Here is a 19,649-nt window from a genome sequence, read left to right as displayed (position 1 = left end):
GCCGGCCTCAGAGCATGCCGTGTTCGATGATCCAGGAGAGGTTGGCGGTCTCCTCGTAGGAGAAGTCCAGGCTCACGATGACGGCGAAGCGGCGGTCGATCTGGTACGGGGTGTAGCGGTGGACGGCGCACTCCATCCAGATCGGGATGCGCGATGCCGGGTTGGCCTGGACGGCATGCTTGCCACAGCGGTGTTCCATGGCCCGAAACGCTAACCAGAGACGGCGGGCATGCGTCAGCCTGCTGCCTGATACTCCAAATGGTGTACGGGACGGTGCCTCCGCGCGGACGACGACCTGGCGACGCCGGGCTCATAGCGTTCGGCACCATGACGAAGAGGAAGATGGTCGCCGCGTTCGCCGCGGTCACGTTCATCGCCGTGCTCAGCGGGTCCGGCGAGCACCTCGCGGAGGGGTCGCTGCCGCTCGCCACGACCCTGGCGGCACTGCTCTGGGCGCAGCTGCGGTGGCCGCTCACCGGGCTGGTGACGGGCATCTGCGGCGTCGTGGCGATGCGCGTGGCGGAGCTGACGACGGGCGGCTGGCTGTGGCCGGTGACGCTGCTGTACGTGTCGGCGACGCTGGCCCCCAGGCCACGCCTGCGGGTCGTCGTCGCGATCGGGGCCGTCCACGCGGTCACGGCGTTCAACCTGGAGTGGACGGTGCTCCAGCACGGCGCGGCGCGGACGCTGCAGCACGTCGGGCCGGACGCGCTGTGGCTGACGGCGGCGCTCGCCGTGACCGTCGCGGCCGGCAGCTGGCAGCGCTGGACGCGGACGGCGGTCGAGCAGCAGCGGGCCGAGGAGCGGCTGCGGGTCGCGCGGGAGGTGCACGACACGGTGGCGCACACGCTGACCGTCGTCGGGGTGCACCTGAACGTGGCCGCGGACGCCCTGGACAGCGCGCCGGACGAGGCCCGGGAGGCGCTGCGGCTGGCCCAGGACGTGCGCCGCAAGGCGATGGGCGACCTGTCCTCGCTGGTCGGGGTGCTCCGCGACGACCGCCGGCCGCCCGCCGAGCCGCTGGACCTCGCGGCGCTGGTGTCGCAGGTGCGCGAGGCGGGGCTCGACGCGCGGCTCACCGTCGTCGGCGGGGACGCGCCGCTGCCGGTCCGCACGGCGGTCGGCCTGGTGGTGCGGGAGGCGCTGACGAACACGGTCCGGCACGCCGTCGCGCGGACCGTCACCGTCGACGTCCGCTACGGGCCGGTGACGGAGGTGACCGTCACCGACGACGGCGCGGGCTCCCGGCGGGCCGAAGGGCACGGGCTGACCGGGATGCGCGAGCGCGTCGAGGCGCTCGGCGGGTCGCTCACCACGCGGGGCGACGGGGGTTTCACCGTACACGCGACAATTCCCGCATGACGGTCACCGTGCTGCTCGCCGACGACCAGGCCCTCGTGCGCGCCGGATTCAGCAGCCTGCTGCGGCGCACGAGGGACATCATGGTCGTCGGCGAGGCGTCCACCGGCGACGAGGCGGTCCGGGAGGCCCGGCGGCTGCGGCCCGACGTGGTGCTGATGGACATCCGGATGCCCGGCCTCGACGGGATCGCCGCGACCGGACGGATCGTCGCCGACCGGGAGCTCGCCGGGACGAGGGTCGTGATCCTGACGACGTTCGAGACGGACGAGAACGTGTTCGCGGCGCTGCGGGCCGGCGCGAGCGGCTTCCTCACCAAGGAGGTCGAGCCCGACGAGCTGCGCCGCGCGGTCCGGGTCGTGGCGGCCGGCGAGGCGCTGCTGTCGCCGAGCGTCACGGCCCGGGTGATCGGGCAGTTCGCGCACCGTCCGGCCGGGCCGTCGGGGGTGCCCGACGACCGGCTCGCCGGGCTGACCCCGCGGGAGGTCGAGGTGGTCCGGCTGGTCGCCGCCGGGCTGTCCAACGAGGAGATCGCGCGGGAGCTGTTCATCAGCCCGCTGACCGCGAAGACCCACGTGACCCGGGCGATCGCGAAGGCCGGCGTCCGCGACCGGGTGCAGCTGGTGATCCTCGCCTACGCCACGGGGCTCGCCGCGTCCTGAGCCCTGCGCCGCCACACACCACTTCTCCCTGTCTCCCTTCCGGTGCGGCAGCGACGACAGTTCCCACCGAACGCTCCCCCCGGATAAGTCCGGCACAAGTGCCGGACTTATCCGACATTTCGTATTTGTCGGTCGCGTTTCCGAAGCGGGACAACTAAGCCCAAACCCAGCAAGCGGCGCGCCAAGGCGAGCACCGCGGCGGGCATCGCGTCGTCACCGTGATCGAAGTCGCGCCGTGGTCGTCCGCGCAACCAGAGCCGTCCTTCGATCACCGCGACGGCCGGCTCGCCAGCCCTGTCGCGGCCACAGAAGGCTTCCCGACCACCGGCGCGCCAAGGCGAGCACCGGTGGCACCGGCGGGCATCCCGTCGTCACAGGCGGACATCCCGTCGTCGCACAGATCGAAGTCGTGCCGCGGTCGTCCGCGTAGCCAGGGCTGTCCTTCGATCACGGTAACGGTCGGCTCGCCGGCACGGTGGCGGTCGGGCTTGCCGGCACGGTGGCGGCTGGATTGTCGGCCGTGGCGTGGTGTGGCCCGCGGCGGGCTGGCGGGTGGTCAGGGTTTGTGCTGGTCGATGCCGTAGCCGTTGCACTGGCGGCCGCCGTTGATGCAGTGGGCGACGAGCGCGGCCTGGCGGGCGGCGTCCCAGCCGTTCATGAAGTCGTAGTGGAACGAGGAGCCGTTGCCGGAGGAGTACTGCAGGCCCGAGGTGTCGCCGCCCGGCAGCTTGTAGGGCACCTTCATCTCGAACATGGGCAGCGGCACCGGGTTGCCCGCGGGGCACACGCCCTGCACCGGCCAGACGACGTGCGACTTGTGGTCGGCGCTGTCGAGGCTGCGCCCGTCCCAGCAGCTCGGCGCCTGCATCCGGACGATCAGCGACGACCCCGGCGGGCACGACGGCGGGATGGCCTTGCCGAGGTAGCTCCCGCAGTTCCAGGTGCCGGTGAACTGCCCGGCGTCCTGCAGCCGCATGTCGCCGACGATGAGCCGGAACCCGGCGGGGAACGGCTGCACGGTCCGGTAGTCCTTGACGCCGGACTTGTAGTAGATGGTGACCTTCTCGGGCTGCACGACGGCGCCGTTGCGGGTCAGCGTCGGGAACCAGTAGGACGACGCGTCGAGCGTGTCCTCGCAGGACGTCCTGCCCTTCAGCAGGGTCTGCGGGGTGGAGGTCGCGTTCGCGGCGGGGTTGCCGACGAACGTGTGGTTGTGCGCGGCGCCGGCGAGCCCGGGGAAGACGATCGGGTCGTCGCTGAGGCGGTGGGTCTCGGTGCAGTTGGCGTGGAACTCGCGGTACTGCGCCTGCGGTGGCTTGTCGGTGAACGTCTTGACCGGCGAGGCCGTGGCCGTCGGCACCGGCGCCACGGACCCGGTCCCGGACACTGACGAACTTACCGGATTTGTCGGATTCGCCGGTACGGACGACGAAGGCGACGAAGGCGCCGGCTGGCCGGTCACGATCGGGCCCTGGTCGGGGTCGCAGGCGGCGAGCAGCAGGCCCGCCGCCAGGAGAAGCCCGAGTTGTCTGCGCACGGTTGTAGTGCCTTTCGGTTCGACGGTGCCACCCGCCGCCGAACCTATGACCGGCCCGCCCCGGTGGTCATGAGTCGAAAGTCCCAGTACTCCAGCGGACCACCGCCTCGGTGCGGCTGCCGACCTGGAGCTTGGCGAAGATGTTGTACAGGTGGTTCTTCACCGTCTTCTCGGTCAGCCGCAGCCGGTCGGCGATCGCCGCGTTGGACAGCCCGTCGCAGAGCAGGTCGAGGACGTCGCGCTCGCGGTCGGTGAGGCCGAACCGGTCCCGGGCCGCCCGCCGGCTGCCCTGCTCGCGCAGCGCGGACGTGGCGACGGACGCGGCGACCGGCGACAGCCAGCCCTGCCCGGCGGCGACGGCGTGGACGGCACGGAGCAGGTCGGGCGGGTCGAAGTGGCCGTGGACCAGGTAGCCGCGGGCGCCGCCGCGCAGCATCGAGGCGATCACCCCGGGCGTGGCGTCGCTGGTGAGGGCGAGCACCGCGGTGTGCCGGGCCAGCTCGTCCACGATGGACAGCCCGTCGGCGATCGGCATGCGGTGGTCCAGGAGCGTCACGTCGGGCCGGTGCCGCAGCGCGAGGGCGAGCGCGTCGCGGCCGTTGCCGGCCTCCCCCACGACCCGGACGTCGTCGCTGAGGTCGAGCACGCCCCGCAGCGCCTCCCGCACGACCGGGTTGTCGTCCACCACGAGCACGCGGATCGTCACGGCAGGGCCTCCAGCGGGACGGCGGCGATGATCTCGGTGCCCCGGCCGGGTGCGGAGGACACGCGGAGCGACCCGCCGACGGTGCGCGCCCGCTCCGCCATGCCGACGATGCCGAGGTGGCCGCCGGCCTGCAGCGCGGCGAGGTCCCGCGGGACGAAGCCACGGCCGTCGTCCCTGACCCTGAGCTCGAGGCGGTCGCCGGCCCGGCGGACCGCGACGCCGACCCGCCACGCGCCGGCGTGCCGGGCGACGTTCTGCAGCGCCTCGGCCAGGATGCGCACCAGCTCGTAGCGCACCTCGACGCCGGGCTCCGCCGGCTCCGCGTCGACGCGGACCGGGATCCCGGACCGGTCCGACCAGTCGCGGGCGGTCGCCCTGACCGTGTCGGCGAAGCTGAGGTCGAGGTGGTCGATCCGCAGCCCTTCGAGGAGCTCGCGGGCCTCGCGGGCGGCGGCCTCGGCGCCGCGGGAGACGGTGCCGGCGAGCCGCTCGGCCAGGTCCGGGTGGCGGCGCAGCGACTGCGGCAGGGCGAGCGCGGCGAACGACACCCCGCGCAGCGTCTTGGCGACCGAGTCGTGCAGCTCCCGGGCCAGCCTGGCCCGTTCGGAGGCGGCCGCGGAGCGCTGCGCGGCGGCGACCACGTCGACGGCGAGGTCCAGGTGGCGCTGCAGGGCGCCGGCCGCGGCGGCCGCCCCGATCCCGGCGAGCACGCTGATCATCGGAAACGCGACGACGAACGCGGCCACGTCCGGCGGCGGGTCGTTGGCGCGCAGGACCGCCCCGGCGGCGGCGAACCCGAGGGCCGCCTGCACCACCCACAGCAGCAGCGCCCGCATCCCGAGCAGCGCCCCGCCGAGCGCGGCCGACCCGGCGACGTAGCAGAAGAACGCCATCCCGCCCCGGCTGAGCGCCAGCACCGCCACGGCGACCGCCAGGTCCACGGCGAGCACCGGCCACGGGTGCCGGGTCACCGCGGGCCACCGCGTCAGGGCGCTCACCTCCGCGACGGTGCCGGCCGCGACCGTCGCGATCACCGCCACGATCCGCCACCAGTCGTCGACGAGCAGCAGCCCGGCCGCCGCCGCGGTCGACGCGATCGCCGCCCGCCCGAGCAGCACCGCCCGCGCGATCGCCGCGGGCGCCGCTGGTTGGACCGGATGTGCAGGCATCAGCGCAGCTGGAGGTCGTCGACGAAGAACCGGTAGGCGTTGGGCAGCATGTCGGTCGCGACGACCAGGTCGATGCGGCGGACCGGGCGGCCGGGCGCGAGCTCGCGCAGGTCGACGTCGAACGAGGTCCACACGTCGACGGGGGCCGTGAGCACGAGCGGTGGCGTGCCGGCCGGGTCGGGTGTCGCGGACACCGTGACGCGCAGGACCGTGCCGTGGACGCGGCCGCCGTAGACGCGGAACGTGAGCCGGGTCGCGGCCACCGGGGTGGCGGCGACGAGGGCGACGGCGGCGGTCTTCTCCTTCGGCTCCACCCGCAGCGCCACCTGGTCGGTGCCGGGCACGACGCCGTCGGTGACGACCTTCACCCCGACGCTGCGGACGCTCCAGCCGGTGCCGACGGCGGCGCCGTAGACGGTGCAGGCGGGCCTGGCGCTGCCGGCGGTGCCGCACGGGGACGCCGCTGGAGCGACCGGGGACGCGGGCTGCGACTGCGCCGCAGACCCACCGGAGTTGCCGACCGCGGACGGCGAGGCGCCGGCCGCCGGTACAGGCGAAGCAACCGCTGTGGGAGCGGCTGAGGGCGACGGGTCGTGGTCGCGCGGCAGCAGCAGCGGTGGCACACCGACCGTGACCAGGCCGATGGCGACCGCCAGCATGCCGAGCCTGACCCGTCGCGAGAATATGCGGCGACCCTACTGGAATCCGTGGTTATGGTGGACGCACCATGACGACGACGAGCGCGGCCACGCGACGACGACGGTAACCACACCGCCGTCCGTCCCCGCCTTCCTTGCCGTCGTCGTTTGGAGCCTCACGATGGTCGTGCCGTCGTTCGCCGCGCTGCTCGCCGCCCGGATCACCGCCGCCCTCCCGTCCGTCCCGCCCGGCTTCGACCCGCAGGTCCGCCTGTCGGAGCACGCCGACCTGCAGGCCGACGGCGTCCTGGCGCTCGCCCGGCCGCTGCGGCGGCCCCCGCGGCAGCTCGCCACCGATGTCGCCGACGCGCTGCCCGGCGGCTTCGTCGCGGACGTGCGGGTCGCCGGGCCCGGCTTCCTCAACGTCACGCTGACCGGGGAGGCGCTGCTCGGCCGGGTCGCGGAGCGGCTCGCCGACCCGCGGCTCGGGGTCGGGCTGCCGGAGACCGGCGTCCGGACGGTGCTGGACTACTCGCATCCGAACGTGGCCAAGGAGATGCACGTCGGGCACCTCCGGTCGACGATCATCGGCGACGCCCTCGCCCGGGTCCTGACCCACCTCGGCGGCACCGTCGTGCGGCAGAACCACATCGGCGACTGGGGCACCCAGTACGGGATGCTCATCCAGTACCTGGCGGAGCACCCGGCGGACACGTCGGCGCTCACGCAGCGGTACAAGACGGCGTACGCACTGTTCCAGGCCGACCCCGCGTTCGCGTCGCGGTCGCGGGCGCGGGTCGTGGCGCTGCAGGGCGGCGACCCGGACAGCCTCGCGGCCTGGCACGCGATGGTCGAGGAGTCGACGCGCTACTTCTCCGACGTGTACGAGCGGCTCGGCGTCCTGCTCACCGCCGCCGACATCGCCGGGGAGAGCAGCTACAACCCGATGCTGGCCGGCGTCGCCGGGGACCTGGCCGCCACGGGCGTGGCCCGGGTCAGCGACGGGGCGCTGTGCGTGTTCGCCGACGGCGCCGACGCGCCGCTCATCGTGCGCAAGAGCGACGGCGGGTTCGGGTACCCCGCCACCGACCTGGCCGCGGTCCGGCACCGGGTCACGACCCTGCGGGCCGACCGGATCGTCTACGTCGTGGACGCCCGGCAGGCGCCGCACTTCCGGATGGTGTTCGACGCGGCCCGGCGGGCCGGCTGGCTGCCGCCGGAGGTCGAGGCGGTGCACGCCGCGTTCGGGATGGTGCTGGGCGCGGACGGGCGGCCGTTCAAGACCCGGTCCGGCGACACGGCCCCGCTCGTCGGGCTGCTCGGCGAGGCGGTCGAGCGGGCCACGGCGGTCGTCGCGGCGAAGAACCCGTCGCTGCCCGCCCCGGAGCTCGCCGAGCGGGGCCGGGAGGTCGGGATCGGCGCGGTGAAGTACGCCGACCTGTCCACCAGCCGGACCCGCGACTACCTGTACGACCCGGACCGGATGATGGCGCTGACCGGCAACACGAGCGTGTACCTGCAGTACGCGCACGCACGGCTGCGGTCGGTGCTGGCGAAGGCCGGCTCCGCCGTGCCGCCGGTGCGGGCCGATGCGCCGCTGGAGGACGTGGAGCGGGCGCTGATCCTGCGGCTGGACGGCTTCGGCGACGTCGTCGCGGGCGTCGCGTCCGGCTGCGAGCCGCATCGGCTCTGCACGTACCTGTTCGAGCTCGCGCAGGCGGTGACCGCCTTCTACGAACGGTGCCCCGTGCTCAAGTCACCCGAACCCTTGCGGGGCAACCGGATCGCGCTGTGCGCGCTGACCGCCTCGACGCTGGCGACCGGCCTCGGCCTGCTCGGGATCGCGGCTCCTCCGCAACTCTGAGCCTGCCCTCCGCCACTCTTGCCACCTATTCCGCGACGGTACGGCGACCCTGCACGGCACTGGACGGGCAACACCCCGGTTCGCGGCTCCCCGCCCGGCACATACGTTGATCAATGCCCTTGTTTGCGGCGTTGTAACTGTTCAGGTGGTTGTTGGTGCTGGCTGGTATTGGTCGTGTGGGGTGGGTGGTGGAGTCTGGGTGGTGTGTCCGGTTCGGTGTCCGTGGTGGAGCTGCTGGAGCGGCTTGCCCGTCTGGAGGCGTCGCTGGCTGAGCGTGATGCCCGGATCGTGGTGCTGACCCGGCGGGTCGCGGAGTTGGAAGCGGCGCTGCGTAAGGACTCCCGGACGTCGTCGAAGCCGCCGTCGTCGGACGGGCCGCGGAAGGCACCGACCCGGTCCCGGCGGGAGCCGTCCGGCCGGCCGCCGGGCAAGCAGCCCGGCGATCCCGGCCGCGCCCTGCGGCAGGTCGCTCGTCCGGACGAGGTCGTGGTGCACGCCCCGGCCGCGTGCGCCGGCTGCGGTGATCCGCTGGATCGGGCGCCGGTGACGTCGGTGGAGACGCGGCAGGTGTTCGACCTGCCACCAGTGCGGCTGCACGTGACCGAACACCGGCTGCAGCACCGCCGCTGCCGGTGCGGGACCGTCACCATGGCCACCGCACCACCCGCGACGGGTGCACCCGCCCAGTACGGGCCCAGGGTCCGCGCTGCCGGCGCCTACCTCGCCGGCTACCAGCACCTGCCCTACCAACGCGCCTGCGAGACCCTGTCCGACCTGCTCGGCGTCACCATGTCCACCGGCACCCTGACCAGCATCATGGACCGCACCAGCCACGCCCTCGGCCCGTTCCTCACCGCGGTCCGCGACCAGCTCACCCACGCCCCCGTCGCGCACTTCGACGAGACCGGGCTACGGGTCGCCGGCACCTCCGCATGGGTCCACTCCGCCTCCACCACCACCCTGGCCCTGTTCACCGTCCACCCCACCCGCGGCCAGGACGCCATGACCGACGCCGGAGTCCTGCCCACCTTCACCGGCACCGCCGTCCACGACGGCTGGACCCCATACCGCCGCTACGGCACCAACCGGCAACTCTGCAACGCCCACCACCTCCGCGACCTCGCCGGCATCCTCGACCTCGACCCCACCCAAACCTGGGCCGCGGACATGACCCGCCTGCTCTGCGAAATCCACGACATGACCCGCACCGCCCGCACCAACAACGCCGACACCCTCCACCCACGCCTGCTCACCAGCTACCGCCAGCGTTACCAAGCCATCATCACCGCAGGCAAAACCGCCAACCCCGCACCCAAGCACCGACCCACCCGACCACCACGACACGCCACCGCCGAACCCCCACCCCAACGACAACGCCGCACCCCCGCCGTCAACCTCCTCGCCAGACTCCACGGCTTCGCCAACGACGTCCTACGCTTCGCCCACGACCTCACCGTCCCGTTCGACAACAACCTCGCCGAACGCGACATCCGCATGGTCAAACTCCGCCAGAAGATCAGCGGCGGCCTCCGCACCTGGACTGGCGCCACCACCTTCTGCACCATCCGCAGCTACCTGTCCACCACCCGCAAACACGGCATCAACGCCCTCGAAGCCCTCACCCAACTCCACAACGGCAACACCTGGATGCCACCAACAACCACCTGAACAGTTACGCGGCGTTTGTCCCATCGACACCGCGCGATCCACATACAAGTTGATCTTCAAAATGTAGGTGGATCGCGCAGCATCGATGCCGGATGGACGCGTGAGGTATCGATCACCGTCTCGCCGGCTCGAAGAATGCTCGCACCACAGGGCTTGGGACTGGCTCGCCAACCCCAACGCCTACTTCTAGTGCCACAACACGCTGGACACCAGCGGCGACAGACCGAACCCCCTAGACACCACGCCCGGCGCCGCACAGACATTGGTCAATGCCCGGGTTTGCGACTTCCGTCCCCTGCACGCGCACCCCATCGCCTCGACCCTGGCCGCAACAGACCCGGCCACCTGGACACCACACCCGGGCACCACACAGACGTTGATCAATGCCCGGGTTTGTCGCTTCTGCTCCCTGGACGGCGCAGCCCGTCGTGCGGACAATGATCGCGCCCGGTGTCAGTCGTGCCCGGTGTCAGCAGCGCACGATGCCGGCCGCACGGGATCAGTCGCGCTCGGCGTCGGCGAGGTCGCTCTCGCGCGGAACGCCCGGGTCGGCGCCACACGATTCGGCAGACACGGCACCGGGCCGTCACGTCGGACGCCGCGCCGGAAGCCGGGTCAGACCCGTTCGGCCGAGTCGTGTGTCGCGCCGGCCGCGGGTGTCGGCCCGTCGGCAGGGACGGCTCGGGCGGCAGCGGCATCAGTCCCCTGAGCCGGGACGGCTGCCCGGCAGACGTCGACATCGCCCACCGCCCGGTCATCGGCATCCCCGCCCGTCCGGATGTCGACATCGCCGACCGCCGGGACGTCGGCACCGCCCACCACCCGGACGTCGGCATCACCGCCTGCCCGAACCTCGGCATCGCCCACCGCCCGGTCATCGGCGTCGACCGCCATCCCGACGCCGGCATCAGCGGCCACCCGGACCTCAGCGTCTCCAGCCATCCGGGCCTCGGCATCGCCCACCGGCCGGACGTCGGCGGCCGCCCCGACGCCGGCGTCACCGGCCGCCCGGACGTCGGCATCGCCCACCGGCCGGACGTCGGCGTCGACGGCCATCCCGGCGCCGGCATCACCCACGGCCCGGACGTCGGCGTCGTCCACCGTCTCGGCGGAGGCGGCGTTCTGGTCGGCGATGTCGTCGTGCACCGGCTTCGAGACGGCGGCGCACGGCGCGGCCTGGTCGGCGGGGCCAGGCTGTGACGGGACGGCAGGCGTAGGGCCAGCGGCGGCGGGCGTGGTGCCGGCGACGGCGGGCGTGGTGCCGGCGACGGCGGGCGTGACGCCGGCGACGGCGGGCGTGACGCCGGCGACGGCGGGCGTGACGCCGGCGGCGGACTGCAGGGCGGCCGCCTCGCCGCGCCACGGGCGGCCGAGGCGGGCGTGGCGGTGGCGGTCGGCGGCGCGGGCGGCGCGGTAGAGCCGGACGTACAGCGCCGGGGCCGCCCTGATGAGCAGCACCGCCGCGGCGAGGACCACCTGCCGGTGCCGGAGCGCGGCCCAGGCGTCGCGGGGTCGCAGGCCGCGGCGGGCGGCGCCGACCGCGTCCCAGGCGGCGGCGGACAGCTCCCCCGCCGACGAGCGGGCCGCGGCGCCCGCGACCGCGAGGGCGCCCGCCCGGAGGCGGAAGTGCTGCCGGGCGGCGGGCGAGCCGGCGCCGTCGAGGACGAACAGGGCCTCGTCGACGGCGGCGGCGCGCTCGGCGGTACGCGGGTTGAACCGGGACACGGGGCGGCTCAGGTGGAAGTAGGCGGGGCCGGCGACGAACGCGACCGTCCGCGCCCGCAGCAGCAGCCAGGCCATGACGGCGACGTCCTCGTGGCGCGGTCCGTGCGGGAAGACGAGCCCGTCGAGCAGGTCCCGGCGGACGAGCTTGTTCGTCACGCCGGAGCGGATGCGGCGGAAGAGGAACTCCTCGACGGCCTGCTGACCGGTCCACACCGTGGCGGTGTCGCGGGACGGCAGCGGCGGGCCGGTGACGCCGTCCTCGGTGACGGGCACCGTGCCGGCCACGACGATGTCGGCACGGTCCTCGTCGCCGAGCGCGGCGAGCACGGCCGAGGTGAGCGAGGCGAGCAGCTCCGGGTCGACCCAGTCGTCGCCGCCGACGAACCAGACGTACTCGCCGGTCGCGGCGGCCAGTCCCGTGTTGCGGGCCGCGGCCAGCCCGCGCGGGGTGTCGTGCCGCAGCACCCGCACGGGGAACGGCGCGTCGGCGGGCACCGGCCCCAGCTCGCCGGTGTCGTCGACGACGACCAGGTCGACGGTGACGCCGTCGGGCACCCGGGTCGCGAGCAGTGAAGGCAGGGCGCGAGCGGTCCTGCAGACGGGCATGATGACGCTGACCGTGACACTCATCGCCTGGTCACCTCCACTTCGGTCAACGATCCAGCCGCGGGGTGCGACGCGCACGGGACCGGGGCGGGGATCGTGCCCAGGGCGGTCGCGTAGGCGTCCGCGAGCGCGGCGGCCTGCGCCTGGGGCGTGTGCCGGGCGGCGAACGCCTCCTGCAGCCGCGGCCGTGACGGTCGCCCGGTGGCGAGGACGGTGGCGAGCTCGGCGGCGACGGCCTCGGCGGTGCCCAGGTCGGGGTCGAGGCCGAGGGAGTCCAGGGCGGGGATGCTGCGGGCGACGAGCGGCAGCCCGGCCGCGGCCGCCTCCAGCAGCGGCAGCGGGCAGCTGTCCCAGGCGGCCGTGTGCAGGAACGCGTCGGCGGCGGCGAGATGGTTGCGCACCTCCGCCGGCGACCGCCAGCCGGTGACCCGGACGCCGGCGGCGCGCAGGGCGGCCTCGCCGCGCGGGTCGCCGCCGCCGACCCACGTCCAGGTGACCCCCGGCGGGTCGGGCAGCAAGGCCTTGACCCGCAGGAGGAACTCGAAGTCCTTCTGCGCGCCGACCCGGCCGACGGTGACGACCGACCCCGTGTGCCGGGTGCGGTCCGGGCGGGCGGTGCGGGCGCGGGTCGTGTTGGGCACGACGACGGCGGGGATGCCGAGCTCGGTGGCGAGGCCGGCCTCGCGCGGGCTGACGCAGACGGCGAGGTCGGTCGAGGCGGCGACGGCCCGCTCCGCGCCGCGCAGCAGGCGCAGCGCGACGGCCGGCAGGTCGGTGCGTTCGAAGCCGAAGCAGTGCGGCGTGTAGAGGATCACGGGCCCGGTCGCGGACCGGGCGACCGCCGGGATCACGGTGCGCCCGACGAGGCCGGCCCGGCCGCCGTGCAGGTGCACGATGCGGGGCGCGACGGCGGGCAGGGTCTCGCGCAGCGCCCGGCCGAGCGAGAGCAGACCCCCACCCAGACCGGCACCCAGGCCACCGCCGGCGTCGCGGCTGCCGGCGAACAGGTCTTCGAACCGGACCGGCAGGACAGGGGCCGCCGCGCGGGCGCGACCTCCGCCGAGCCTGCCGCGGAAAAGCAGGTGGTGCTCGAACTGGGGCGTGGAGCGGACGAACTCGACGATCGCCGCGGCCGTGCCGCCGTTCATCGACTCGGTGACGTGCAGGATCCGCGGGGTCTCTCGCCGCATGGCAACCTCCCGTTCAGCCGTGCACGGAGAGTATCAGTCAAACCACGCTATGTAGGCGCAAATCGGGCACGCCATACGATCGACTGGAGAGCGCTCTCCACTCGCGCCTTAAGTTCCGCTGAGCTGTGACCGTAATGTGCGCTTTCGCACCCGCCGAGCGTCGCCACGTATTGACGGACCGGCCACACGGGCGCAACATTTGGGAGAGCGCTCTCCAACGGGCGCTTTCCCGCCACCCGGTACCACCGCCGGCACCGGCGACGCGCGTGACCGCCTCACGCGCGTCAGGCACCACCGGACCGGCGACGGCGCCCGCCCACACCCTGGGAGCTCGATGAGTACACGACCGAGTACGAGACGGCTCAGAAGAATCCTGGCCCCCATCGGGGTCACCACCGCGGTGGTCGCATCGATGGTCGTCGGCGCGTTCCAGCTGACCGCCGCCGACGCCGCCGACGTCACCCTGCTCTCGCTCAACAAGCCCTCGCTCGCCTCCTCGCAGGAGCTCGGTGAGTCGCCGCCGGCCGGCGCGTTCGACAACAACCCGAGCACCCGCTGGGGCAGCCAGTGGAGCGACCCGCAGTGGCTGCGCGTCGACCTCGGCGCCACCGCCACCATCACGCAGGTCGTCCTGCAATGGGAGAACGCCTACGGCAAGGCGTTCCAGATCCAGACCTCGCCCGACGGCAACGCCTGGACGAGCATCTACAGCACCACCACCGGCACCGGCGGCACGCAGACGCTCAACGTCAACGGCTCCGGCCGCTACGTTCGGATGTACGGCACGCAGCGCGGCACCGGCTACGGCTACTCGCTGTGGGAGTTCAAGGTCTACGGCACGTCCACCGGCACCCCGCCGCCGACCAGCGGCCCCGGCTGGGTCGACGCGCCCAACCCGGTCACCGGCGTGACCCCGTCGACGGCGACCCCGCCGGCGACGAACCCGCCGACGACGCACCACGAGTTCCAGGCCAACTGCGAGGTGAGCCGCAGCAACCTCAACGACGACCCGATCGTGTTCTTCGGCCTGCCGGGCGCGTCGCACTCGCACACGTTCATGGGCAACAGGACCACCAACGCCAACACGACCCTGTCGTCGCTGCAGGCCGGCACCACCGCCTGCATCACGCCCGGCGACAAGACCGCGTACTGGATGCCGACCCTGCTCAACAACGGCGTCGCCGTGCAGCCCGTCGGCCGCCAGGTCATCTACTACAAGAGCGGCGTCCTCGACTGGCGCAGCGTCCGGCCGATGCCGGCCGGTCTGCGGTACGTCGTGGGCAGCCCGTCCTCCACGCTCGACCAGTTCAAGAACCACCCGGGCGCGGTCGAGGGCTTCGAGTGCGGTGACCTGACCCGCCAGTGGGACATCCCCGCCAACTGTGTCGCGGGCAGCCAGCTCAACGTCCGGTTCCAGGCCCCCAGCTGCTGGGACGGCCTGCACCTGGACTCGCCCGACCACAAGGCGCACATGGCCTACCCGGTCGTGGGTGTCTGCCCGTCGTCGCACCCGGTCGCCGTCAACATGATCGAGTTCAAGATGGCGTGGCCGGTCAGCGGCAACATGGCGAACGTGGCGTTCTCCAGCGGCCGCGGCTACTCGTTCCACTACGACGTGTACAACGCCTGGGACCCGCCGACCCTGGCCGCACTGACCACCCACTGCATCAACGGTGGTCTGCAGTGCAACCCGCGCGGCTTCGACCAGTACAAGCCGGAGCGCGGCGCGGCGCTCAACGAGAACTACATGCTGCCGTAACGCACGAACACCGGTCGGCGCCCCGTTCCGTCATGGCGGGGCGCCGATCGCTGTCTATGTGACCAGCGCCGGAACGCGTAGAGTCCCGGCCGTGGGGCAGCATGTCGACAGGGTCGTGGCACCAGCCGCCCTGGGACGTGCGGTGCTGCTCGCCCGGGCCGCCGCCACGCTCACCGCCGGCGCCGTCGGGGTCCGCCTCGTCGCCGACCCCCGCCCGCTCCTCGCCGCCCTGGCCGTCGTCGCCGGCACCACCGCCGCCGGGCTCGCCGTGCTCTCCCGCCACCCGCACGTCGCGGGCCACCCGATCCCCGTCCTCGCCGCCGACGCGCTCGCGGTCGCCGGTATGCTCGCCCTCGACGGCGGCGGGGTCGCCTTCCACTGCGGCGCCGTCGGCGCGTCCGCCCTCGCCGGGGTCCTCGCCGGCATGCGCGCGCTGCCGCTCGCCGCCGGCTACACCGCGCTCGGCTACACCGTCGCCGCCACGGTCCTGCCCGCCGGCGCCGACCCGGAGCTCGCCGGCTTCATGCTCACGTTCCCGATCGGCTGCGTCCTCGCCACCGCCGGCGCCGCCGTCGCGACCGCCGCCCTGCGCCGCCACATGGAGCTGTCGGTGCGGGTCGTCGCCTCGGCACAACGTACCGCCGCAGCGTCGGAACGCGCCCGCCTCGCCCGGGAACTGCACGACTCCGTCACCAAGACGCTGCGCGGGGTGAGCTTCGCCGCGCTCGCGCTGCCCCAGTCCCTGCGCCGCCACCCAGACCTCGCCGAGCAACTCGCCGGCACCGTCTCCCGCGGCGCGGAGGTGGCCGCCCAGGAGGCCCGCGAGCTCGTCGACGGCCTGCGCCTGGACACCCTCGACGGCGACTTCACCGGCACCGTCCAGGCGATCTGCCGGCGTTGGTCGCAGGTGTACGGCATCCCGGTGCGACTCGTCACCACCCCGGTCGACCCGCCGGTCGCGGTCCGCTACGAGCTGTGCCGCATCCTCCAGGAGGCCCTGCAGAACGTCGCCCAGCACGCGGCGGCGGCCGGGACCACGGTCAGCCTGCACCAGGGCCGCCGGCACCTGCTCCTGCGCATCCACGACGACGGCCGCGGGTTCGGGCTGCCCGCCGACCTCTCCGAGCTGCGCACCGCACAGCACTTCGGGCTGATCGGCATGTACGAGCGGGCGAGCACCATCCAGGGGAGCCTGCACGTCGCGTCCGCCCCCGGCCGCGGCACGACCGTCGAGGTGACGGTGCCGGCATGATCGAGCTGCTGATCGTCGACGACAACCCGATCGTCCGGGCGGCGCTGCGCGGGTACCTGGACGGCCTCGACGGCGTCCGGGTCGTCGCCGAGGCCGCGGACGGGCGCGAGGCCGTCACGCAGGCACAGGCACATCGCCCGGCCGTGACGCTCCTCGACCACCGGATGCCGGTCGCCGACGGGCTGTCCGCCCTCGCCGAGCTGAGCCGGCTCAGCGGCGTCCTCATCATCACCAGCGATGCCGACCCCGACCTCATCGGGCGGATGCTGCGCGGCGGCGCCCGCGGGTACCTGGTGCACGGCGCGTTCGACCCCGACGAGCTGCGCCGGGCCGTGCTCGCCGTCGCCGCCGGGCACGGGTGGCTGTCCCCGGTCGCGGCGGCCGTCGCGACGGCGACCGTCCGGGCGCAGGCGTCGCGGGAGGAGCTGGCGGAGCGGCAGGAGGAGACGCTCGGCCGGTACCGGCTGACCCGCCGCGAACGGGACGTCCTGGACCTGCTCGCGGAGGGGTTGTCCAACGCGGCGATCGCGCACCGGCTGCTGCTGACCGAGAAGACGGTGAAGAACCACCTCCACCACATCTTCGCGAAGCTGCACGTCCGCGGCCGCATGGAGGCGGTCCTGCTGTGGACCGGCCGCCGATGACCGCCCCGTCCCCCGCGCCCGACCCGTCCCCCGCTTCTGAGTCCTTCGGGTCCCTTGTGGACGGTCCGCGGCGGGACTGGGTGCGGCGGGCCGGCTGGGTGGCCCTCGCCGTCGCGGTCGTCGCCACGGCGACGGTCGTGCCACCGCTGGTGCTGCCGGACGGTGGCGGCCACCCGCCGGCCGCGACCGCCTCGACACCCCCGCCGGGCGGGCCTTCGCCGGCGCCGGTCCCGCCGACGCCGACCCTCACCACACCCGCCCCGACGACGCCGGTCTCGGCGCTGCCACGCACCTCGGCGCCTGCCCCGGGGGCCTCGCCATCCCGTACACCTGCCGCGTCCTCGACCTTCGCGGCGATCAGCCTGCACGCGTCCGACGCCGCCAACCTTCGCAACGGCGCCCGCGTCATCGAGTGCCCGACCTGCGTGGGCGGCAGCCGGGTCGGCTACATCGGCGGACCGAACACCCTCGCCATCCGGGTCACCGGCGTCACCGCGGCGGGCGAACGGACGATGACCGTCACGTACGAAACCGCCGAGACCCGCACCCTCCGCGTCGCCGTCAACGACGGCCCCACGCAGTCACTCACACTGAGCGGCGCCGGCGACTGGCGCATCCCCGCCACCGTGACGCTCCGCGTGCACCTGCCGGCCGGCACCAGCTGGATCCGGTTCTTCAACGACGAGGGCCCAGCCCCCGACGTCAACGAGATCCAGCTGCACTGACGACCCGCCGATGCCGTGTCCACACCCGCGCGGCGGGGTTGTGGGCGTGTCCCCCGACCGACCCCCACCCCACCGGACCAGACCCCACCAGCATCCACCGGCATCCCACCGGACAAGGCCACCACCAGCGCCCACCGGACCAGGCTGCCGCCGGCACCCACCCCACAGGACCGAGCCGCCACCAGCGCCCACCGGACCAACGTCCACCGAACCAGGCCCCCACTGACATCCGCCGGACAAGGCCACCACCAGCGTCCAGCAGACCAAGCTGCCGCCAGCACCCACCCCACAGGACCGAGCCGCCACCACGTCCACCGGACCAGGCCACCACCAGCACCCACCGGACGCCCGCCACTGATGACCAACTCCACCAGACCGAGACGCCACCAGCGTCCAGCAGACCGCCACCACCGGCGTCCACCCACTGAACCAGGCCGCCGCTGGCGTACACCCCACCGGACCAGGCCGCTGCTGGCGTCCGCTCCACCGGACTAGGCCGCCGCTGGTGTCCACCGGCTGCGACGAGCAGGTCGGACCCGCCGTCGGGCGGCACGGCCCGTCGTCGCGAGCCGGGCCGAGTCGTCCAGCCACCGGCGTGTGCCGGCCGGCCGGCGTGGACGGCAGCGGGATCGGCCGCCCGGCTGAGGCCCGCCCACCGGTGGGGAGTCGCCAGGCCGCACATCGCGGCGACGAACCACACCGGTGAGCGCTCACGGTCACGGCATCAGAACGTCCCAGCCGTGTTGCACTTGGCCTTCTGGACGATGCAGTTCTTCACCCGGTGGCCCTGTGCGGCGTTGTCCCAGGCGAGGAACGCGTCACCGTGGAACGACGACGCCATCCCCGACGACAGCGTGAACCCGTCGATCGACCCGGGCGTCGGGTAGGCGATGACGAACGACACCGACGGGATCGCCACCGGGAACGCGCCGCCGCACTTGCCGTCGTACGTGTAGGCGACGTGCCCCTTGTGCGTCGGGCTGTCCAGGTGGACGCCATCCCAGCAGTCCTGGAACACGAGCTGGAACAGCAGCGAGGCGCCCGGCGCGCACCGCGGCCAGTTGCCGTCGGCGCTGCGGCCGATCTCGCCGCCGGGGCCCGCGCAGTAGAACTGGTTGACGGTGCCGGCCGGGGTCGGCGCCTGTAGCTTCGCGTCGCCGGCGATCATCCGGAAGCCCTGCGGGAACGGCACCGTCTTGCTGGAGTCCGTGAGCCTGGAGCCGTAGTACACGACGACGGCCTTCGGCTCGACCGGCTGGCCGTGCTCGTACAGCGTGGGCACCCAGTACGCGGAGAGGTCCGGCGCCGGCGCGCAGCTGGTGCCGGCGTTGGCGAGCAGCGTGTCGGCGGTGCTGTTCGCGTCGGTGCTCCGGTTGCCGATGAAGCTGTGCATGTGCGACGCGCCCGGCAGGCCGGGGAAGACGATCGGGTCGTCCTTGCGGGAGTGGCTGTACGTGCAGGACGCGTTGAACTCCGGGACCCGGACGGCGCCAGCGGGCGCGGGGTCCATGGGCATCGCGTTGAACGCGGCGAGCTGCGCGCCCCACTTCGCCTGGTCGACGTCGACCCAGCCGGTCGCCGCCGGGCTGCTGCTGCTCGACGTGGCCGCGGTGAACGAGAACCAGTTGATGTTCACGAAGTCGCCGCCCGCGCCGCTGCGCAGGACCGCGAACACCGGCTGCGGGCCGGCGGTGGCGTGGTTGCCGGTCGCGGACAGCGTCGTCCACGCCTGCCAGCCGCCGGTCGCCGCGATCGGGAACTGCGCCAGCAGCGGCCCGGTCAGCGAACCCGTCCGCAGCTCGACGGTGCCGTTGCCGACGGCGGAGGCGACCCGGGCTGCGGCGGTGACGGTGCCGGCGGGGCCGAGGTCGACGCCGTCGAACCGCATCCAGTCGCCGTTGGCGAGATACGCGACGTTCTGACCGCCGCCGGTGTCGACGGTGGTCTCCACCTGTACGCCGGACTGCGCGGCGAACGACTCGGCCTGCACGACGAGCGGGGTGGCGGCGTCGGCCATGTTGACGGCGGTGACGGTGACGGCGGCGAGCACGACGGCGATGACGCCAGCCGCGCGCCTGAGTCTTGACATGAGGCTCCTCCTGGCGGGGAAGGGGGATTGACCGCTTTCCACGCTAGGACCGGCAC

At 73.7% G+C, this 19,649-nt stretch carries 16 protein-coding genes; 8 read left to right on the top strand and 8 right to left on the bottom strand.

Features of this window, described 5'->3' with window-relative positions:
• Positions 1 to 7 precede the first annotated feature (7 nt).
• The gene (locus AB0I21_RS21665) at positions 8 to 199 is read right to left on the bottom strand and encodes a hypothetical protein (protein ID WP_360563559.1); all 192 of its coding nucleotides are present in this window, start codon (positions 197 to 199) and stop codon (positions 8 to 10) included.
• A 128-nt stretch (positions 200 to 327) separates the two neighbouring features.
• On the opposite strand from AB0I21_RS21665, the gene AB0I21_RS21660 reads away from it, so the two are divergent.
• Together AB0I21_RS21660 and AB0I21_RS21655 are read left to right on the top strand one after the other, a co-directional pair.
• The gene (locus tag AB0I21_RS21660; protein WP_360563557.1) at positions 328 to 1,362 is read left to right on the top strand and encodes a histidine kinase; all 1,035 of its coding nucleotides are present in this window, start codon (positions 328 to 330) and stop codon (positions 1,360 to 1,362) included.
• Positions 1,359 to 2,021 carry a response regulator transcription factor gene (locus AB0I21_RS21655; RefSeq protein ID WP_360563555.1) on the top strand — a complete coding sequence of 221 codons (663 nt, stop codon included), beginning with the start codon at positions 1,359 to 1,361 and terminating at the stop codon, positions 2,019 to 2,021. Before AB0I21_RS21660 ends, AB0I21_RS21655 begins: the two co-directional genes overlap by 4 nt.
• Positions 2,022 to 2,577: 556 nt before the next feature.
• Here the strand turns inward: AB0I21_RS21655 and AB0I21_RS21650 are convergent.
• From AB0I21_RS21650 to AB0I21_RS21635, 4 genes are all read right to left on the bottom strand, one after another.
• Positions 2,578 to 3,558, bottom strand: coding sequence for a DUF1996 domain-containing protein (locus AB0I21_RS21650; protein WP_360563553.1), 981 nt, complete (start codon positions 3,556 to 3,558; stop codon positions 2,578 to 2,580).
• A gap of 67 nt (positions 3,559 to 3,625) precedes the next feature.
• A complete protein-coding gene (locus AB0I21_RS21645) occupies positions 3,626 to 4,264 on the bottom strand; it encodes a response regulator transcription factor (protein ID WP_344506076.1) in 639 nt (212 codons plus the stop codon).
• Positions 4,261 to 5,433: an ATP-binding protein gene (locus AB0I21_RS21640; RefSeq protein WP_360563551.1), complete on the bottom strand. Its 1,173-nt coding sequence runs from the start codon at positions 5,431 to 5,433 to the stop codon at positions 4,261 to 4,263. Before AB0I21_RS21640 ends, AB0I21_RS21645 begins: the two co-directional genes overlap by 4 nt.
• Positions 5,433 to 6,092 carry a hypothetical protein gene (locus AB0I21_RS21635; protein ID WP_360563549.1) on the bottom strand — a complete coding sequence of 220 codons (660 nt, stop codon included), beginning with the start codon at positions 6,090 to 6,092 and terminating at the stop codon, positions 5,433 to 5,435. The genes AB0I21_RS21640 and AB0I21_RS21635 overlap by 1 nt, the downstream gene beginning before the upstream one ends.
• A gap of 160 nt (positions 6,093 to 6,252) precedes the next feature.
• Between AB0I21_RS21635 and argS the strand changes: the two genes are divergently transcribed.
• On the top strand, positions 6,253 to 7,935 hold the full coding sequence (gene argS / locus AB0I21_RS21630) for an arginine--tRNA ligase (protein ID WP_360563547.1): 1,683 nt from the start codon (positions 6,253 to 6,255) through the stop codon (positions 7,933 to 7,935).
• Positions 7,936 to 8,139: 204 nt separating this feature from the next.
• The gene (locus AB0I21_RS21625) at positions 8,140 to 9,603 is read left to right on the top strand and encodes an IS66 family transposase (protein ID WP_360563545.1); all 1,464 of its coding nucleotides are present in this window, start codon (positions 8,140 to 8,142) and stop codon (positions 9,601 to 9,603) included.
• Between the two features lie 615 nt (positions 9,604 to 10,218).
• On the opposite strand, the gene AB0I21_RS21620 is transcribed toward AB0I21_RS21625, so the two are convergent.
• Complete coding sequence (locus AB0I21_RS21620; protein WP_360563543.1) at positions 10,219 to 11,958, bottom strand: glycosyltransferase; 1,740 nt, start codon at positions 11,956 to 11,958, stop codon at positions 10,219 to 10,221.
• A complete protein-coding gene (locus tag AB0I21_RS21615; RefSeq protein ID WP_360563541.1) occupies positions 11,955 to 13,124 on the bottom strand; it encodes a glycosyltransferase in 1,170 nt (389 codons plus the stop codon). Before AB0I21_RS21615 ends, AB0I21_RS21620 begins: the two co-directional genes overlap by 4 nt.
• Before the next feature lie 400 nt (positions 13,125 to 13,524).
• Between AB0I21_RS21615 and AB0I21_RS21610 the strand changes: the two genes are divergently transcribed.
• The 4 genes from AB0I21_RS21610 to AB0I21_RS21595 all read left to right on the top strand — a co-directional run bounded on the left by AB0I21_RS21610 (position 13,525) and on the right by AB0I21_RS21595 (position 17,504).
• A complete protein-coding gene (locus tag AB0I21_RS21610; protein WP_360563539.1) occupies positions 13,525 to 14,883 on the top strand; it encodes a DUF1996 domain-containing protein in 1,359 nt (452 codons plus the stop codon).
• Positions 14,884 to 14,974: 91 nt separating this feature from the next.
• Positions 14,975 to 16,135, top strand: a complete 1,161-nt coding sequence (locus tag AB0I21_RS21605) for a histidine kinase (protein ID WP_360563537.1) — start codon at positions 14,975 to 14,977, stop codon at positions 16,133 to 16,135.
• Positions 16,132 to 16,779 (top strand): response regulator transcription factor, encoded by a 648-nt coding sequence (locus tag AB0I21_RS21600; RefSeq protein WP_360563535.1) that lies wholly within the window; start codon positions 16,132 to 16,134, stop codon positions 16,777 to 16,779. Before AB0I21_RS21605 ends, AB0I21_RS21600 begins: the two co-directional genes overlap by 4 nt.
• Positions 16,776 to 17,504 carry a hypothetical protein gene (locus AB0I21_RS21595; protein WP_360563533.1) on the top strand — a complete coding sequence of 243 codons (729 nt, stop codon included), beginning with the start codon at positions 16,776 to 16,778 and terminating at the stop codon, positions 17,502 to 17,504. Before AB0I21_RS21600 ends, AB0I21_RS21595 begins: the two co-directional genes overlap by 4 nt.
• Positions 17,505 to 18,228: 724 nt before the next feature.
• On the opposite strand, the gene AB0I21_RS21590 is transcribed toward AB0I21_RS21595, so the two are convergent.
• Complete coding sequence (locus AB0I21_RS21590; protein ID WP_360563531.1) at positions 18,229 to 19,593, bottom strand: DUF1996 domain-containing protein; 1,365 nt, start codon at positions 19,591 to 19,593, stop codon at positions 18,229 to 18,231.
• Positions 19,594 to 19,649: the final 56 nt, after the last annotated feature.

The organism is Dactylosporangium sp. NPDC050588 (assembly GCF_040654975.1).
Lineage (GTDB): Bacteria > Actinomycetota > Actinomycetes > Mycobacteriales > Micromonosporaceae > Dactylosporangium > Dactylosporangium maewongense.
The sequence above is the reverse complement of the archived record's forward strand: the minus strand, read 5'-3'. Positions and strand labels throughout refer to the sequence as shown.

Bases quoted from the DNA above. Each gene is read 5' to 3' on its own strand.
- AB0I21_RS21665 (WP_360563559.1), bottom strand. From the start codon at position 199: ATGGAACACCGCTGTGGCAAGCATGCCGTCCAGGCCAACCCGGCATCG.
- AB0I21_RS21660 (WP_360563557.1), top strand. From the start codon at position 328: ATGACGAAGAGGAAGATGGTCGCCGCGTTCGCCGCGGTCACGTTCATC.
- AB0I21_RS21655 (WP_360563555.1), top strand. From the start codon at position 1,359: ATGACGGTCACCGTGCTGCTCGCCGACGACCAGGCCCTCGTGCGCGCC.
- AB0I21_RS21640 (WP_360563551.1), bottom strand. From the start codon at position 5,433: ATGCCTGCACATCCGGTCCAACCAGCGGCGCCCGCGGCGATCGCGCGG.
- AB0I21_RS21635 (WP_360563549.1), bottom strand. From the start codon at position 6,092: ATGCTGGCGGTCGCCATCGGCCTGGTCACGGTCGGTGTGCCACCGCTG.
- argS (WP_360563547.1), top strand. From the start codon at position 6,253: ATGGTCGTGCCGTCGTTCGCCGCGCTGCTCGCCGCCCGGATCACCGCC.
- AB0I21_RS21620 (WP_360563543.1), bottom strand. From the start codon at position 11,958: ATGAGTGTCACGGTCAGCGTCATCATGCCCGTCTGCAGGACCGCTCGC.
- AB0I21_RS21615 (WP_360563541.1), bottom strand. From the start codon at position 13,124: ATGCGGCGAGAGACCCCGCGGATCCTGCACGTCACCGAGTCGATGAAC.
- AB0I21_RS21600 (WP_360563535.1), top strand. From the start codon at position 16,132: ATGATCGAGCTGCTGATCGTCGACGACAACCCGATCGTCCGGGCGGCG.
- AB0I21_RS21595 (WP_360563533.1), top strand. From the start codon at position 16,776: ATGACCGCCCCGTCCCCCGCGCCCGACCCGTCCCCCGCTTCTGAGTCC.
- AB0I21_RS21590 (WP_360563531.1), bottom strand. From the start codon at position 19,593: ATGTCAAGACTCAGGCGCGCGGCTGGCGTCATCGCCGTCGTGCTCGCC.